Origin of the sequence: Mucilaginibacter lappiensis, from assembly GCF_900155965.1 — a bacterium.
GTDB classification, from domain to species: Bacteria; Bacteroidota; Bacteroidia; order Sphingobacteriales; family Sphingobacteriaceae; genus Mucilaginibacter; species Mucilaginibacter lappiensis.
Window position 1 is genome coordinate 115,257 of the sequence record NZ_FTMG01000019.1, and the last position, 15,932, is coordinate 131,188.

13 protein-coding genes are annotated in these 15,932 nt (G+C 40.1%); 7 read left to right on the forward strand and 6 right to left on the reverse strand.

The window, feature by feature from the left end:
- Window positions 1–122: 122 nt before the first annotated feature.
- The 4 genes from BW976_RS25830 (at window position 123) to BW976_RS25845 (ending at window position 6,403) form a co-directional block, all read left to right on the forward strand.
- Window positions 123–1,970, forward strand: coding sequence for a chloride channel protein (locus BW976_RS25830; protein ID WP_076378015.1), 1,848 nt, complete (start codon window positions 123–125; stop codon window positions 1,968–1,970).
- 15 nt (window positions 1,971–1,985) lie between these two features.
- Window positions 1,986–2,579 (forward strand): DUF4202 domain-containing protein, encoded by a 594-nt coding sequence (locus BW976_RS25835; RefSeq protein ID WP_076378017.1) that lies wholly within the window; start codon window positions 1,986–1,988, stop codon window positions 2,577–2,579.
- Between the two features lie 190 nt (window positions 2,580–2,769).
- Window positions 2,770–5,229 carry an AsmA family protein gene (locus tag BW976_RS25840; RefSeq protein WP_076378019.1) on the forward strand — a complete coding sequence of 820 codons (2,460 nt, stop codon included), beginning with the start codon at window positions 2,770–2,772 and terminating at the stop codon, window positions 5,227–5,229.
- A 313-nt stretch (window positions 5,230–5,542) separates the two neighbouring features.
- Window positions 5,543–6,403, forward strand: a complete 861-nt coding sequence (locus BW976_RS25845; protein ID WP_076378021.1) for a sigma-70 family RNA polymerase sigma factor — start codon at window positions 5,543–5,545, stop codon at window positions 6,401–6,403.
- A gap of 137 nt (window positions 6,404–6,540) precedes the next feature.
- Here the strand turns inward: BW976_RS25845 and BW976_RS25850 are convergent, their stop codons facing one another.
- On the reverse strand, window positions 6,541–6,732 hold the full coding sequence (locus BW976_RS25850) for a cold-shock protein (RefSeq protein ID WP_076378023.1): 192 nt from the start codon (window positions 6,730–6,732) through the stop codon (window positions 6,541–6,543).
- 264 nt (window positions 6,733–6,996) lie between these two features.
- Here BW976_RS25850 and BW976_RS25855 point away from each other — a divergent pair, with 264 nt between their 5' ends.
- Window positions 6,997–7,548, forward strand: coding sequence for a hypothetical protein (locus tag BW976_RS25855; protein ID WP_139332428.1), 552 nt, complete (start codon window positions 6,997–6,999; stop codon window positions 7,546–7,548).
- 120 nt (window positions 7,549–7,668) lie between these two features.
- The gene (locus tag BW976_RS25860; protein WP_076378027.1) at window positions 7,669–9,852 is read left to right on the forward strand and encodes a TonB-dependent receptor family protein; all 2,184 of its coding nucleotides are present in this window, start codon (window positions 7,669–7,671) and stop codon (window positions 9,850–9,852) included.
- Window positions 9,853–9,912: 60 nt separating this feature from the next.
- Here BW976_RS25860 and BW976_RS25865 read toward each other — a convergent pair whose 3' ends face one another.
- Window positions 9,913–10,290: a response regulator gene (locus BW976_RS25865; RefSeq protein ID WP_076378029.1), complete on the reverse strand. Its 378-nt coding sequence runs from the start codon at window positions 10,288–10,290 to the stop codon at window positions 9,913–9,915.
- Between the two features lie 144 nt (window positions 10,291–10,434).
- Window positions 10,435–11,007, reverse strand: a complete 573-nt coding sequence (locus tag BW976_RS25870) for a thymidine kinase (protein WP_076378031.1) — start codon at window positions 11,005–11,007, stop codon at window positions 10,435–10,437.
- Window positions 11,008–11,079: 72 nt separating this feature from the next.
- Here BW976_RS25870 and BW976_RS25875 point away from each other — a divergent pair, with 72 nt between their 5' ends.
- Window positions 11,080–12,117 carry a hypothetical protein gene (locus BW976_RS25875; RefSeq protein WP_076378033.1) on the forward strand — a complete coding sequence of 346 codons (1,038 nt, stop codon included), beginning with the start codon at window positions 11,080–11,082 and terminating at the stop codon, window positions 12,115–12,117.
- A gap of 137 nt (window positions 12,118–12,254) precedes the next feature.
- On the opposite strand, the gene BW976_RS25880 is transcribed toward BW976_RS25875, so the two are convergent.
- The 3 genes from BW976_RS25880 to BW976_RS29595 form a co-directional block, all read right to left on the reverse strand.
- Window positions 12,255–14,366: a peptidase domain-containing ABC transporter gene (locus tag BW976_RS25880; protein WP_076378035.1), complete on the reverse strand. Its 2,112-nt coding sequence runs from the start codon at window positions 14,364–14,366 to the stop codon at window positions 12,255–12,257.
- Window positions 14,367–14,377: 11 nt separating this feature from the next.
- The gene (locus BW976_RS25885) at window positions 14,378–15,544 is read right to left on the reverse strand and encodes an HlyD family secretion protein (protein ID WP_076378037.1); all 1,167 of its coding nucleotides are present in this window, start codon (window positions 15,542–15,544) and stop codon (window positions 14,378–14,380) included.
- A gap of 66 nt (window positions 15,545–15,610) precedes the next feature.
- Complete coding sequence (locus tag BW976_RS29595) at window positions 15,611–15,772, reverse strand: hypothetical protein (RefSeq protein WP_166095710.1); 162 nt, start codon at window positions 15,770–15,772, stop codon at window positions 15,611–15,613.
- Window positions 15,773–15,932 lie beyond the last annotated feature (160 nt).

Sequence of the window (15,932 nt, forward strand, 5' to 3'; positions counted from 1 at the left end):
AAGGTTTAAAAAGTTTTATGGCCAGCAAATAAGCCAAACAATTGATGACACGGATTTTACTGATTTGAATATCTTAATACTTGCTCCAAATTTATACCTAAATTGCAGCCGGGAGGTTTTCATTGAGTAAGTACAGTAAATTAAAACGTTTTCATAACTTCTTTAAGTTTCAGCGCGATTTCAGGGCCAACAGTGTTCAAAAGGTCAGGAGTTACGAGATCATATTGCTTTGGGTTCGCAAGAATCTTTCGCACAGCCATTTCCTGATACTATCGGGTATCTTAGTGGGTTGTACAGCTGGTTTGGCCGGGGTGGTTTTAAAAATGTTGGTGCATTATATCCATTATCTCATTACTTCCAAATTTCAGTTTGAAGAGCAGGTTGTTTTTTACGTGGTATTCCCCCTGCTGGGTATTGTACTCACCACACTGGTCGTATTATATATTTACCGGGGTAACGATCGTAAAGGGATCCCGGCCATACTATACGAAATTGCCCAGAACTCCAGCCTGGTATCACCGGTAAAAATGTACTCCCAAATAGTGCAGAGTGCCATTACGGTAGGTTTGGGTGGTTCGGCGGGTCTGGAAAGCCCCATCGCGGTAACGGGCTCGGCCATTGGCTCCAACTTTGCCAAAACCTACAAGCTAGATTATAAAGACCGCACCCTGTTACTGGCTGCAGGCGCAACAGCAGGTATAGCTTCAGCATTCAATGCACCTATAGCGGGTATGATGTTCGCGTTTGAAATATTGCTTACCGGTGTGGTTTTTACCGATTTTATACCCCTGGTTGTTGCTGCCGTTTGCGGCAGCCTGGTATCCAGGATCATTTTGAACGAGGAAGCCTTATTTCAGTTTACATCAAGACAGGCCTTTAATTATAAAAATATACCGTTCTATATTGTACTGGGCATTGCCTGCGGTTTGTATGCCCGTTACTTTGTGGTGATATCACAATGGGTGGAGCATCAATTTAAACACCTCAAAAGAAGCAGGTTACAAAAGGCCATTATAGCCGGGCTCTTGTTATCTATACTCTGTGTACTGTTTCCGCCTTTGTTTGGTGAGGGTTACTCAACCATTAAAGTGCTGGCCACGGGAAAGATAGAATCGGTAGTAGCGGTTAGCTTTTTTAAATATTTCACTTTTCATGAGTGGTTTATTTTATTGTTCCTGGGCTTTATTTGCCTGTTAAAAGCATTTGCCACCTCTATCACTATTTATGGCGGTGGTAATGGTGGTAATTTCGCGCCATCCTTATTTGCAGGTGGTACTCTGGGTTATTTTATAGCAGTGGTATGCACCCAAATGGGGATCCCGAATGTACCTACAACCAATATGGTTATTGTGGGGATGGCGGGGGTAATGAGCGGGGTACTGTATGCACCGCTGACGGCTATATTCCTCATTGCAGAATCTAGTTCGGGATATGATCTTTTTCTGCCGCTGATGATCGTTTCGGTGGTGTCTTTCCTGATCGCTAAACGCTTTTCGGCCATTTCGCCCGACTTAAAACAACTAGCCGAAGAAGGCAAGATATTTACCCGCGAGCATGATCAAAACCTGCTCCTGCTGTTGCATACGTCTGATCTGATCGATCATGACATACAGGAAATCAGCATCTACGCCTCATTTACAGAATTGATTGAGCTGATCAGTGTGGGTAAGAAAAACTTTATTGCCGTAACCAATGATGATCATGTACTGGAAGGTATCATCAGATTAGATGATATCAGGCCGGTGATGTTTAATAAGGATATGTATGATGAATTGAACGTACAGAAAGTAATGGTTACCCCTCCTGCTATTATTGACGCGGAGGATGATGTACGGGAAATTGTCAAAAAATTTGATGAAACCAACACCTGGAATCTGCCGGTGGTTGATCAGCACAAATTTGTAGGTTTTATATCCAAATCAAGCGTGCTGAACCGTTACCGGCAATTGCTTAAGGAATACTCCGGATAAGAATTATTTATAACTATGAATAAGCTAAATGCCGTTTTTGAGCAATTTGATGCCTACAATCAAAAGGACCCCAACACTTTTGCCTGGGAAGGTATAAACTATCCCCAAGAATACTTTCTGGCTATTGAACTGTACAACTGGGTAAATAAGTTGGATCCTAATGCCAGCGAAGAATTATTGCTCGCATCCAGGAGTCAGCATATCGGTCGCTGGGAAATACCGCGCAACACCTACCCCGAAGGTCGGGAGGCCTATTTAAAATGGCGTAAAGACCTAGCCCTGTATCATGCGGAAAAAACGGCTACTATTATGGAAAACGTCGGGTACGATCCGGAGCAGATTGCCAGGGTACGGCAGATCATCCTGAAACAAAAGATCAAGGTAGACCATGATGTACAAACGATGGAAAATGCGCTATGCCTGGTTTTTCTGCAGTTTCAGTACGAGGATTTCCACCCTAAATATGAAGCCGATAAGGTGATTAACATCCTCAAAAAATCACTGTTAAAGATGGATGCGCATGGCCACCAGTTTGCATTAAAGTTAACTTATACCAATCAAGGCCTTCATTATATAAAGGAAGCTTTAAAACTTATAAACAGTAACTAATCCATTCAAAGATTTTAGTATTTTCATTACAGAAGTCTAAGTCGATAAAAATATTTTGGACTATATTTCATTATAACATACTGTCCATAAATCACCAAATGCTTTGTAAAAAAGAACTGACATTTCACAACCAGTAGCTTTATAAACAAACAATTAGGTTGTTTAACCCTTTATTGATAAATTAACAAATATGCCTAAGTGGGTTAAAACAACGTTAAAAATATTGAGTGGTATTATAGCCTTAGTTATAGTGGCTTTTATATGCGTTACTCTTTATGTGGTTTATAACAAACAAAAAGTGCTTAACCTCATCACTACCGAGCTTAACAAAAACCTGAATGGTACCCTTACCATCGGCGGGCTCGATCCTACTTTTTTTAAAGGCTTTCCGGGTGTATCAGTAGCGTTAAAGAATGTTACTCTGAAAGATAAACTTTGGGCCAACCATCACCATACCTTGCTGGATGCAAAAGATATTTATGTTTCTGTAGATGCCGGCGCCTTACTAAAAGGTACGGTATCTATTAATAAAGTGGAGGTTAGCAATGCTAAAATTGATCTGTTTACCGACAGCACCGGTTATAGCAATACCGCAGTTTTTAAAAGCAATCACCAGGATAGTACAACAAAAACTAAAGAAAAAAGTAGCTCATCAACCCAGATTAAACGCTTTGAACTCAGCAACGTGAATTTTGTTGTTGATGACCGGAAAGCATTTAAATTATTTCAGTTTGAGGTGCAAGATATTGATGGTAAAATGGACTACCTCAGCACCGGCTGGAAAGCTCATCTCCAATTAAAAACATTGGTAAAAAGTTTCTCATTCAACACCCAAAAAGGAAGCTTTTTAAAAGATAAGCTTCTCAACGGGCCTTTTGACATCAGTTATGATAACAAAAATAAGTTAATCACCGTAGCGCCTAACCAATTAGGCATTGGCGATGATACTTTTACCATTGGTGGTCAGTTTAGCCTGGCTAAAGACCCGGTTACTTTTACACTGAACATTGCCGACGATCATATCCTTTGGAAAAGCGCGTCAAATCTACTGGCTGCTAATATTACCAAAAGCCTGCGGATGTTTGATCTGGATAAACCTATTGCGGTAACCGCCGATTTGAAAGGTAGCTTCGGCGCCGGCGACCCTTTGCTTTATGTTACCTGTAAAGTAAAAGACAATACACTAACTACTCCTGCAGGTCGTATTGACAACTGTAGTTTCAGTGGGGTTTTCAGCAACAACTATATCAATGGTAAGGGTTTAACTGATGAAAATTCGGTAATAAAACTTTATCATTTTACCGGCAACTACAAGCAATTGCCTTTTACAGTTGATACCGCTTTTATAAATAACCTAAGTACTCCTGTTGCATCGGGGATATTTAAGTCGCACTTTGATGTAGAAAAACTGAACTCCGTTATTGGCGAACAGAGCCTGAAGTTTACAAAAGGTACAGCTGATATTAAAATGGCCTATAAAGCCGATCTGGTAAACTACGAGCTAAATAAGCCCCTATTGGACGGTGTAATTAATATTAAAAATGCCGATGTAAGCTATTTACCACGTAATCTTCATTTTAAAAATACAGGCGTTGCACTAAGGTTTTATAAGAACGACCTGTACATGAACAACATCCGGTTACAAACTGGTAATAGTGTGGTAAATATGGAAGGCAAGGTGAGTAATTTTTTAAACCTGTATTATACCGCACCCCAAAAAATACTGATCGTATGGCAAATAACAAGTCCGCAGTTGCATATAGCCGAGTTTTTAGGCTTTTTGAATGCCCGGCAAGGTGGGGTATCTTCAAAAAGTAAGGGCAGTAAAACCAATTTGAATAACCAGTTAAACACCGTATTTGATAAAGGTAGTGCCGAATTGCATCTGCGCGTTGCTAAAGTTTATTATAAAAAATTCCTGGCTACTGATGCCACCGCCGATCTTCTACTGGCCGATAACAGTATAAAAGTTCAAAATGTGAGCGTAAAAAATGCTGGCGGATCAGTAAAATTAGCTGGCAATATAGTACAGACTGGTGCGGCGAATACTTTTTTGCTCAACACGCAAATTGATAATGTTAATATCAGCAACTTCTTTTATGCGTTTAATGATTTTGGATTAAAAAGCTTTACTAATAAAAATTTAAAAGGCCTTTTATCGGCACAGGCACATCTTACCGGCAGCATCAATAACGCGGGTAATGTTGTACCAAGATCATTAAACGGAGTTACTACTTTTGAGCTGAAGAAGGGCGCGCTGGTTAATTTTACGCCTATTACAAGTATAGGAAAATTCGCCTTCCCGTTTCGTGATCTGAAAAACATTACATTTTCAAACCTGAAAGGCAAATTTGATATTAATGGCGATAAAATTACCATCAACCCTATGCAGATCAACTCAAGCGTATTGAATATGGATGTGGCTGGTGTATATTCTTTATCAAGGGGTACAAACATAGCGCTTGACATACCGTTGCGTAACCCTAAAAAGGATACTGCTATAGTTGATCAAACTGAACGAAATAAAAAACGTATGCGGGGCATTGTTTTGCATATATTAGCTACAGACGGTGACGATGGCAAGATCAAGATAAAGTGGAACAAGAACCGGGCGAAAAAAGAAGAGACAAGCGCCGAAATAACCAACTAAATTAAAAAAAGAGCATAATAAACCGTTATTACATCCCTGCGTCATGTAATTTTGACACAATAATAGCATTTAATTGAGTATCTTTGTGCATCCATTTAAGAGATCATACATTTGATTAAACATTTATTGGTTACTAACACCACGCTTCGTACTGCAATAACAGCATTAGCCAACCCTCGTAACTATCCCGGGTATAGTAAAATTTACAGAAGCAAAGTTTAATTTAATTTATTTTTTAATACCGCCTGGTTAAGTTAGCCAGACAAAATCTTATCGGACTGTTTATTAGCTTGAAAAAAATCTATTCAAAAAAATGAGACAACTTAAAATATCCCAATCCATTACTAACCGCGAGTCTCAGTCGCTTGAAAAGTATCTGCACGAAATAGGCAAGGTAGATTTAATTAGTGCACAGGAAGAAGTGATCCTGGCGCAGAAGATCCGTGAGGGCGACCAGGCTGCATTAGAAAGGTTAACAAAAACTAACCTTCGCTTTGTAGTATCAGTGGCAAAACAGTACCAAAATCAGGGCCTTACCTTAGGCGACCTTATAAACGAAGGCAATTTAGGTTTAATTAAAGCGGCAAAACGTTTTGACGAAACCAAAGGCTTTAAATTTATTTCATACGCTGTATGGTGGATTCGCCAGTCAATATTATCTGCTGTTGCGGAGCAATCACGTATTGTGCGCTTACCTTTAAACCAAATTGGTTCATTAAGTAAGATACATAAAGCGGCTTCGAAATTAGAGCAGGAATTTGAAAGACAGCCAACCCCTGAGGAACTGGCAGAAGACCTGGAAGTATCTGTTGACAAAATTGCCGACTCACTGAGTAATGCCGGCCGTCAAATATCTATGGATGCTCCGTTTATACAGGGTGAAGAAAACACCCTGCTTGACGTATTGCAAAGCACTGATGCCGCGACTGATACCGAACTGATGATGGACTCTCTTTCGCAAGAGATCAAACGTTCATTAAGTATACTTGCCGAGCGCGACCGTGAGGTTATTATTTTATTCTTCGGTTTGGGTGGTTATGCCCCTCACTCTTTAGAGGAAATAGGCGAGAAATTTAATCTTACACGCGAACGTGTACGTCAGTTAAAAGATAAAGCTTTGATGCGTTTGCGTCATAACTCCAAATCAAATCTTTTACAATCGTATTTGAACTAAGTAATTACCGGGCATTAGCCCATGAATAAAAAGCGGATGGCCAAAACCATCCGCTTTTTTATTTATACCAATTTCAGGGCACAAAAAAAAGCATCCACACAATGTGCAGATGCTTGTACGATTATAATAATAGTTATTTAACCTACTTTTACATTTACCGCATTTAAGCCTTTTTTACCTTGTTCTACATCGTAGGTAACACTGTCGTTTTCACGGATAGTGTCAATAAGGCCTGAGGCATGTACAAAAACTTCGGCACCACCATTGCTTGGTGTAATAAATCCAAAACCTTTGCTTTCATTGAAAAATTTTACTGTTCCTTGCATTATATTTTTATTTAATTAAGTAAAGATACGGTTAATAATCAACAATCAACTATAAATAAGGCAATTAAGTTTTTATTACATTTTGAGGTTTAAAAGGCCACTACCCAAAACTGCTTTATAACGCAGCCATATCTCCTTTCCTTAAGCGTTTTACGCAGGCGCTTAGTGTGTAAAATACACCAATCATAATCTTTGATTTATCACGAATAAAATTACCATTCCTGATAAATTTTTATTAGTATTGTTTTTATTTAGATTAATTCCTAATTGAATCGAATACTAGCTACATTTGTGCTTTTTGCACACCTGTTTAATGCAGGAGGCTATCTGGTGCTCAACCAATACCTGGTAAATCAGTCGGATAAGTTTGTGACCGATCAAATAAGCAAGGGTAAATACGATACCAATAATCTTATCGAAATAAAAATAAAACAGCACCTGCCCCAAATACGGGATTGGAAAGCCTACGCGCGCGTATCGGGCCAAATTCAGTTAAACGGTGTAGCCTACAACTATGTAAAGCTTAAAATGACCCGCGATACCCTATTTGTACAGTGCATACCAAACTATGAAACCACCAATCTACTTAATGAAAACATCATATGTGCCAAACAGGTAAATGATATTCCCGTAAGTAAAAAAGCGCATGAATCATCCGGCAAAAAAACCGGGGCCGATAATAAATATAATTTCCCCACAACCTCTAATATCCTTTTTGCGGCGTCTCCGGAAGTGAAAAAATTAAATACCTTCATTTATATCAGCATAAGACAGCCATTGATTCAGATTGCCGGCAGACCTCCGGAAACAATGGTTTAATATCTACTTCTTCCCAATTATTAATAAAGTTAGGCCATACATGATTGCTGCTCTGTTTTGCGAGAGCTTGATGTATGTGGTATTAACTGATATGCTGATCATTATATCAATTCCTCTTATATGAATAATTTTTATAAAATATTATTACTTATACCGCTTGTTTTAGGTTTTAACCATTTGTATGCCCAACAAAAAAACACCAGGGATACATTGCAGCTCGATAGCGTAATTATCAAGGAAAACCGGCTCAAGCATCTACCCAATGTAACAGGCACTTACATTTTTGCCGGTAAAAAAACAAACCTGTTATTCCCTGATGAGGGTAAAGCAAACCTGGCCAATAACAACGTCCGAATGACCTTTGCCAAAGTGCCGGGATTAAACGTTTGGGAAATGGACGGCGCTGGCCTGCAAATCAATATTGGTACCAGGGGCACCGATGTGCACAGGTCAATTGAGGTTAACATGCGTCAAAATGGTTATAATACCAATTCTGATGTATTTGGTTACCCCGAAAACCATTATAATGTACCCTTCCAGGCCATTAGCGAAATTCAATATGTACGTGGTTCGGCAGCGTTGCAATTTGGCAGCCAGTTTGGCGGAATGGTCAACTATAAAATTAAAGAAGGCGACAGCACCAAGGTGTTTGGTTTTGAAACCGAACAAAGCGGCGGCTCTAATCGCTTTTTTAACTCCTATAACGCTATTGGGGGCAAAGTAGGCAAGATAAGTTATTACGCCTTTTACTCGGCCCGCACGGGTGATGGATGGCGCCCTGATGCTGCTTTTAACTATCGGGCATATTATGCCAACATTAAATACCAGTTTAACAGCAAAGGCAGCGTCGCACTGCAATTCTCCCGTTCAGATTATCGACAGCAAATAGCAGGCGGTTTAACCGACGATCAGTTTAATGCCAACAACCGGCAATCTACCCGCTTCCGTAATTTCTTTAATCCGGAGATCAATATCCCGGCATTACTTTTTAATTACGTCTTCAATAGTAATACCAGACTGGAAGTAACCTCTCATGTATTATTTGGTCAGCGTAACAGTGTACAGTTCATCAATACACCTAATGTGCCCGATACGGTTAATACCAAGCTAAACACTTATAACCCACGTCAGGTTGATCGTGATTATTATGCAGGCTTTACTACCGAAGCCCGTTTGTTACATAGCTATAAACTGGGCGACCTGAAAAGCACCCTTACTACCGGGTTAAGGTATTTTGAGGAAACAACCAAGCGTAAACAAAAGGGTGTAGGTACAACTGGGACTGACTTCGATCTTAGCCTGGTTAAGCCCTATGGTATCAATCTGAGGTTACACAGTTTGAACTACGCCGCCTTTGCCGAAAATATTTTCCAGGTAACGCCTGCATTTACAATAACTCCAGGTGTACGATACGAGGTGATCAAAACTACCACATCGGGCGTTATTAATAATGCCAGCTTCCCGATAGGTTATAAAGGCAACCGCAACTACCCCCTTTTTGGTACAGGTCTTCAATATGAGTTTAGCAATGGCAGTCAGTTATACGGTAATTTTTCGCAGGCCTACCGTCCGTATCTATACGCCGCCGTTACCCCTGCCGATCAGCTTACTGTTATTGATCCTAACATTAAAGACAGTCGTGGTTATGATATCGACCTGGGATACCGTGGTCGCATAAACAATATATTTAATTTCGATGTTAATGGCTTTTACGTACGCTATAATAACCGCGCCGGTACATTAACCCAAACCGATGCCAACAATGTAACCCACCTGTTTATGACCAACATTGGCGACGCTGTTGCCAAAGGCGTAGAGGCTTATACCGAAGTATCATTGATCAGATCATTTAATGAGCATGCCGGCAGCGATCTGCGATTGTTTAACTCCCTGGCTTATACCCATGGCCGTTATATCAATGGATCCATTAATCAGTCGGGTAAAAATATCAGCTTAAAAAATAATTATACCGAAAGCACCCCCGATTGGATAAACCGCACAGGTTTAACATTTTTAAGCGGACGTGTGAGCAGCACGCTCCTGTACAGCTTCACCAGCAAAAGTTTCAGCGATGCTAACAATACCGTATTTAATCCAACCGGCGCCACAGGTTTGGTACCAGCTTACCATGTTGTTGACTGGGCATTTAACTTTAACTTTCTCAAAAACTATCATCTTACAGCAAACCTCAATAATCTGTTTAACGCCAAATATTTTACCCGTCGCATCAATATGTACCCGGGTCCTGGAATTTTACCAGCCGACGGACGCACATTTAATATCGGCTTCGGCATGAAGCTATAAATACCAAACCGGCCTTTCAAATATGTTTTGAAAGGCCGGTTCATTATTATGTCAATTCTTTTACAAATCTATTGTAATATGCCGTTTTACCACTTCAATGAGTTCGGTCAAGTCAAATGGTTTTTGGATGTAACCATCAGCCTCGCCAGCCTGGGCAATTTCTTTTAAATTATTAATCGCCGAAACAAGAATCACCGGTATATGCTTGGTAGTCGGGTTATTTTTTAATGCCTTGCTCAATTGTTGCCCGCTTAAATCACTAGTCCAGTCAGTAAGCCAGTTATCGAGCAATATCAGATCAGGTTCCAGATCATTTACTTTTTTCAGTATCCTGGCATTATCAGAGGCTATTACCTCATAGCCCTCCTCTTCCAGTACGTACACAATGGTATCCCTGATATCTTTATCGTCTTCGATCACTAAGATTTTTTTCGCCATAAAACCCTTAACTTAAGAATGAATACCACATGCTTTAATTATAATTAAATAAATTAACTATAAGCACCCTACCAAAACATAAACACATAACATGCTACCTTTTGTTTTGAAAAAGAGGGATTTATACAAAAAATATTTTTCCTATTAGCTATGGTAGCAAATCCGGCAACGAGGCTCATAGCTTTCCTGTTCGCCCAGAAGTATTTTGGCCTCATCGGGCACTAAACGATAGGAATATAGAGCCGGGTTACCACACCTTACACAAACAGCATGTAATTTGGTAACCGACTCGGCAATTGCCATAATAGCCGGCATCGGGCCGAATGGGCGGCCCTTAAAATCCATATCCAAGCCTGCAACTATTACACGTATACCTTTGTTGGCTAATACATTACAAACATCGGGCAGTTCATCATCAAAAAACTGAGCCTCATCAATACCAACAACATGCACATCACTACTCAATAACAATATAGCCGAGGCACTATCAACCGGGGTAGAAGGAATTGAATTGGCATTGTGTGATACCAGGGCATCTTCAACAAAACGAGTGTCGGCTTTTGGGCTAAATATCTCTATTTTGAGCTTCGCGATACGGGCCCGATTAAGCCTCCTGATCAGTTCTTCTGTTTTACCAGAAAACATCGATCCGCAGATCAGTTCAATACTTCCGCCTAATTCACTTTTACGTTTAAAAATTTCCTCGTTAAATACCATTCTGACTATTGTGGAGGGCAAATATCAGAATTTAATCCTATTTTTGGTAAGCATTTTTCTAAGATTGAAGCCATGAAGCAATTGGATGTATTTAAAAAGATAGGTGGTATTTTAAAAGAGCTTAATGACCAATATAATTATCTTGAAGCCGAAAGCAGCGAACTAAATGAACTTGAGTTGGAACTGTTTGTTGCCAATGCCCATTTTCTGAAAGATCATGCCGAAATATTACGCCGGCTGCATGAACGCGCCAATCCGTCCGCACCGGCACCTATTGCCGAAAAGCCCGAACCGTTAATAGAAATAAGCAAACCTATTCCGTTGCCCTTGCCTCCTCCGGCACCTATTGACAAAAAACCGGAGCCTATACATGAACAACGTTATTTTGAACCTGTTGTACAACAAAAGCCTGCTGCTGAAAGTAAACTTGAGCTAACCCAAGCGGTTGTTCCACCTGTTCAGCCAACTTATAATCCTGTTCAAAAAGAGCCAGAACCATTAAAGGAAGAGGAGCCCGTACCACATATCGATCTGAAGTCTGAAAACACAAGCGATACCTATTCATTTGAACGCCATGAACCAGAACCTGTAAAAGAAGAATTAGAACTTGACCAGGCTGCTGAATGGGAAGACGAAGAAGATCATTTTGAACAGGAAGAGCTTACTGAACAGCTTTTGCCTGTAACCACAGATGCTCAACCCATCCCAGAACTACCACTCAACCATGTTGCAAAACAGGTTATTGATCATACTGATGACAGCAAAGCTGTAACCGATGATAAGGTACTTACTATTAATCAAAAAATATCGGCATTAAAAGCCGAAAAAGATAAGGGAGCTGCTGCTACCTCACCCGCGACTGTTTTGCCTATAACTGATCTAAAATCGGCCATTAACCTGAATGATAAACTGCTTTATATCAAAGATCTGTTTAATGGTTACAGTCTGGCTTACAGTGAAGCCGTTGAAATAGTGAACCGCTTTAATTCATTTGATGAAGCCGAACGTTTCTTGAAAACCAACTATGTTGTAAAAAACAACTGGGAAAGCAAGCCCGCTACCACCGAAAAATTTTATGCTTTACTAAAACGGAGATATCCTGCTGGATAAAAGATAAGGAGAACAAGGGGTAAGGATTTTTGAATTAAAATAAAAGAAGCCAGGTGGGTATACCCGCCTGGCTTCTTTTATTTTAACAGATGACATTTTTCGGACTTCCAAACTTTTCTGACTTTCGGATTCCTACCCTAGCTCAAGCTATAATTCAATTTTTTATGGCTGCCTTGTTCCACCACTACGCCTTTGTCCAATACAATAATATTATCGGCATTATTTAAGGTGCTTGAACGGTGAGTAATAACAATTACCGTCTTTTCTTCCTCTTTCAACATTTCAATCATCTTTTGCACATATTTTTCAGATACAGAATCAAGCGAAGATGTCGCTTCGTCCAGTATCAGGATCTCGGGGCTGCGGTACAATGCCCGGGCTATGGCGATGCGTTGCCTTTGCCCGCCAGACAGCGACGTTCCATTCTCACCCAGGTAGGTCTGAAATCCTTTGGGTAACGATTCTATAAACCCGGTTATACCCAGTTTAGCCGATATGTCTATGATCTTTTTCATATCTGGCTCATTATCGCCAACAGCGATGTTATCAATAACATTACCGGCAAATAAGTCAATTTGCTGCGGTACTACTGATATCATCTGGCGAAGAGACGAGTTTTTGATGTATTTAAGATCATAATCGCCTATGCGCACATTGCCGCCTTGTATCGGGTATATGTTTTGCAGTATCGACATCAGTGTCGATTTGCCAGAACCGCTTTCGCCTACAATAGCGGTAAATTTACCTTTGGGAATAATCAAATTCAGATTATCAAAAACAGACACCCTGGTTCCGTATCGGAAGGAAACATTTTCAAAACGGATATCACCAATTTTATCAGGGCTAAGCTCAATTTGGTTTTCATCACTTTCGCGCTCCAGATCCATGATCTCAAACAACCTGTCGGCCGCAATCACAGCATCCTGCACGGTTCTGTTCATACCAATTAATGACGATACCGGCCCGGTAAAATAACCTATCAAGGTATAAAATGATAAAAGCTCACCCGGGGTTATTTTATTATCCATCACATAACCTGCACCTACCCAAAGCAGGGCTATGGTTAATAAACGGGATATCAATTCGGATGAGGTGCCCGAAAAAACAGAGTTCAGGTTTGATTTCAGGCCAATCTTCAGCAGTTTAACAAAACGCACTTCTGTTTTTTCATCAGCGTGGCTTTCCAAACCGAAGCGTTTAATGGTACCAACAGAGTTTAAGCTTTCTACCAGTTGCGATTCCAGCTCTGCGGCATCCTCCATCAGTTTGCGCTGTGCCTTTTTATTGAGTTTATCAGTTATGTAATAAATAGCCAGATATAAAGGAATAACGCTAAGCATGATGAGCGCCAGTTTCCAGTAATAGCTAAACATCATGATGAATGAGAACACCACGATAAATATGTTCACCAAAAAGTTAATGCTTACATCATTTAGAAACGTACGGATCTTTACCGCATCATTGATACGCGAAATGATCTCCCCAACACGCATGGTATCAAAAAACTGTTGCGGCAACCGGAGCAAATGCTTGTAATACCCCAATATGAGCTTGGCATCAATCATTTGCCCGGTTTTTAGGGTAAATATGGTTTTGGCTGTACCTATAAAAAGCTGCAACGCCAAAATGATTACCATACCAATACCCATAATATTGAGCAGGTTGTGATTACCGTCAACCAATACAAAGTCAACCAGTTTTTGCACAAAAACTGAGGTAGATAAACCTAAAATGGTATAAACAACAGCACCAAACAGCGCCTGTATTAAAATGCTTTTGTGTGGTTTAATCAGTGTCCAGAAGCGGCTCTCTACAGATTTCTTTTCGTTCCCAACCTCAAATTCCTCCGACGGCAACAGCAGTACCAGCGTTCCAGACCATTCTTTTTTAAATTCATCATGGGTCCTCCGGCTCAGTTGCCCGTCAATCGGGTCCATCACCTCAATGAATTTATCGGTAACTTTATAAATCACTACGTAGTGATGTAAAATTTCTTTTACCACCAGGTGGGCAATAGCAGGCTTAGGTATTTTGAACAGGCTTTCAAAAGGTCCTTTTACACCTTTAGCTTCAAATCCTAGTTTCTGGGCGGCTTCAACCATGCCCAACACATTGGTTCCTTTTTTATCGGTACCTGCCAGTTGCCTGATACGGGCAACTGCAAGATCAAGTTTATAGTGTGATGAGACAGAAGCTAAACAAGCTGCCCCGCAATCCGTTATATCCCGCTGTTTTATTTTAATGCTCATTGCTTTCTGGTTTAGCTGCCAATATTAGGATTTACCCAGTCATCCACCTTATCGTACAATAATTGATATAAACTCCGTTTGGTTACATTAAAACGGGCTGTAAAGTTCATTCCCTTTTTCAGGTACCCTTTATAGCCGTTCTTTAAGGTGAGGTAATTTTTATCAAGGGTGCATTTTACTTTAAATACGGGTTGGTTTTGGTTTACAATGATAATATCATCAGAAATATCAACAACTTTACCGGTTACCAGGCCCCATTGATTATAGTTAAAGGCATCTACCTGGAAACGCACCTCCTGTCCTTTTTTAATCAACCCGATATCTGATGGTTTGATATAGCAAAAAGCGGTTAAATTGGCGTCGGGTGATATTTCTCCGATCTTTTGATTCGCAAACACATATGCACCGTTTTGTACGCCTGTTATATTTTGAACCGAGCCGCTTATAGGAGCCCTCAGCATATATTGTCTTTTTTGTTCGTTTATCTCAGCTTCCTGTCCGTTTAGCTGACGTAGTTCATTCCGGAACCCATTGGCTTCTGTTTGCCATTGGGTTTTATATTTGGCCAATATCATTAAATAGGAAGATTTGGCCTGGTCATACTCAAACTTATACTTTTCGTACTCAGATTCGGTGAGTACTTTGTTTTTATATAATTCGTTATAACGGTTAAATGTACTAGCCGCTTGTTCTTTGGCAATAGCCGAATTCTGTAGCTCCTGTGCAAATTGCTGCCATGAAGCATTATATTGCCCTGTCTGCAAATTAGGGGTACGTGTTCTTTCGTTATTGACGCCTGCCAGCAATTCGTTGATATCTCCTAAAAACTGCCCGATTTGTCTTTTACGGTTATCGGCCAAAGCGCCTTGTTGTTTTTGGACGGAGGCGTCTATCACTAAAATGGTATCGCCACGGGTAATCTTTTGATTGTCGGTAAGTTTAAGTTGAGTGAGCCGACCGTTAACCGGGATAGTTAATTCGGCTTTTTCGATAGATGATTGCAAAAGCCCATTACCCTTTATACTGATAGGGGTTTTAATAAATGGAAGCACTGCAAAAGTTACTAATATCGCTAATACCGTAACCACGTAGATAAGCTGGGTCCTCCTGCTTATCTGTGAACGGTAAACAATAGAGGTTTCAGCAATTGTTTCTGTAGAATAGGTAAATAATGCCATGCCTTTGTTAACATATTAAAATAGTCGTTACCCCGATGAATTCACGATAACGACTATTCTATATTTTTATAAACCTTGAACCAATTTAACAACAGCGTCTAAAATAGAGCCTAAAGCTGTAAAAACGGCGCCAAGTAAATCGCCTAAGCCATATCCACCGTTAACATTGATCATTTCATTAGCATCCATTTCCTGAACACCAAGTTCTTTTAATTCTAAATTTTTCATAATTGTGAGTGTTTATTTGTTTTTTTTACGAATATACGCCTAATTAAGTTGCTATTATCCTCAACATCGAACTGTGTAGATAAGCAGGAAAATCACCGGCTGATCTATGGACGATAAGCGATATAAGCACTTGTTTCTGTAGAATAGTTAAATTGCTGGA

Bases quoted from the DNA above. Each gene is read 5' to 3' on its own strand.
- BW976_RS25835 (WP_076378017.1), top strand. From the start codon at position 1,986: ATGAATAAGCTAAATGCCGTTTTTGAGCAATTTGATGCCTACAATCAA.
- BW976_RS25840 (WP_076378019.1), top strand. From the start codon at position 2,770: ATGCCTAAGTGGGTTAAAACAACGTTAAAAATATTGAGTGGTATTATA.
- BW976_RS25845 (WP_076378021.1), top strand. From the start codon at position 5,543: ATGAGACAACTTAAAATATCCCAATCCATTACTAACCGCGAGTCTCAG.
- BW976_RS25860 (WP_076378027.1), top strand. From the start codon at position 7,669: ATGAATAATTTTTATAAAATATTATTACTTATACCGCTTGTTTTAGGT.
- BW976_RS25865 (WP_076378029.1), bottom strand. From the start codon at position 10,290: ATGGCGAAAAAAATCTTAGTGATCGAAGACGATAAAGATATCAGGGAT.
- BW976_RS25870 (WP_076378031.1), bottom strand. From the start codon at position 11,007: ATGGTATTTAACGAGGAAATTTTTAAACGTAAAAGTGAATTAGGCGGA.
- BW976_RS25875 (WP_076378033.1), top strand. From the start codon at position 11,080: ATGAAGCAATTGGATGTATTTAAAAAGATAGGTGGTATTTTAAAAGAG.
- BW976_RS25880 (WP_076378035.1), bottom strand. From the start codon at position 14,366: ATGAGCATTAAAATAAAACAGCGGGATATAACGGATTGCGGGGCAGCT.
- BW976_RS25885 (WP_076378037.1), bottom strand. From the start codon at position 15,544: ATGGCATTATTTACCTATTCTACAGAAACAATTGCTGAAACCTCTATT.
- BW976_RS29595 (WP_166095710.1), bottom strand. From the start codon at position 15,772: ATGAAAAATTTAGAATTAAAAGAACTTGGTGTTCAGGAAATGGATGCT.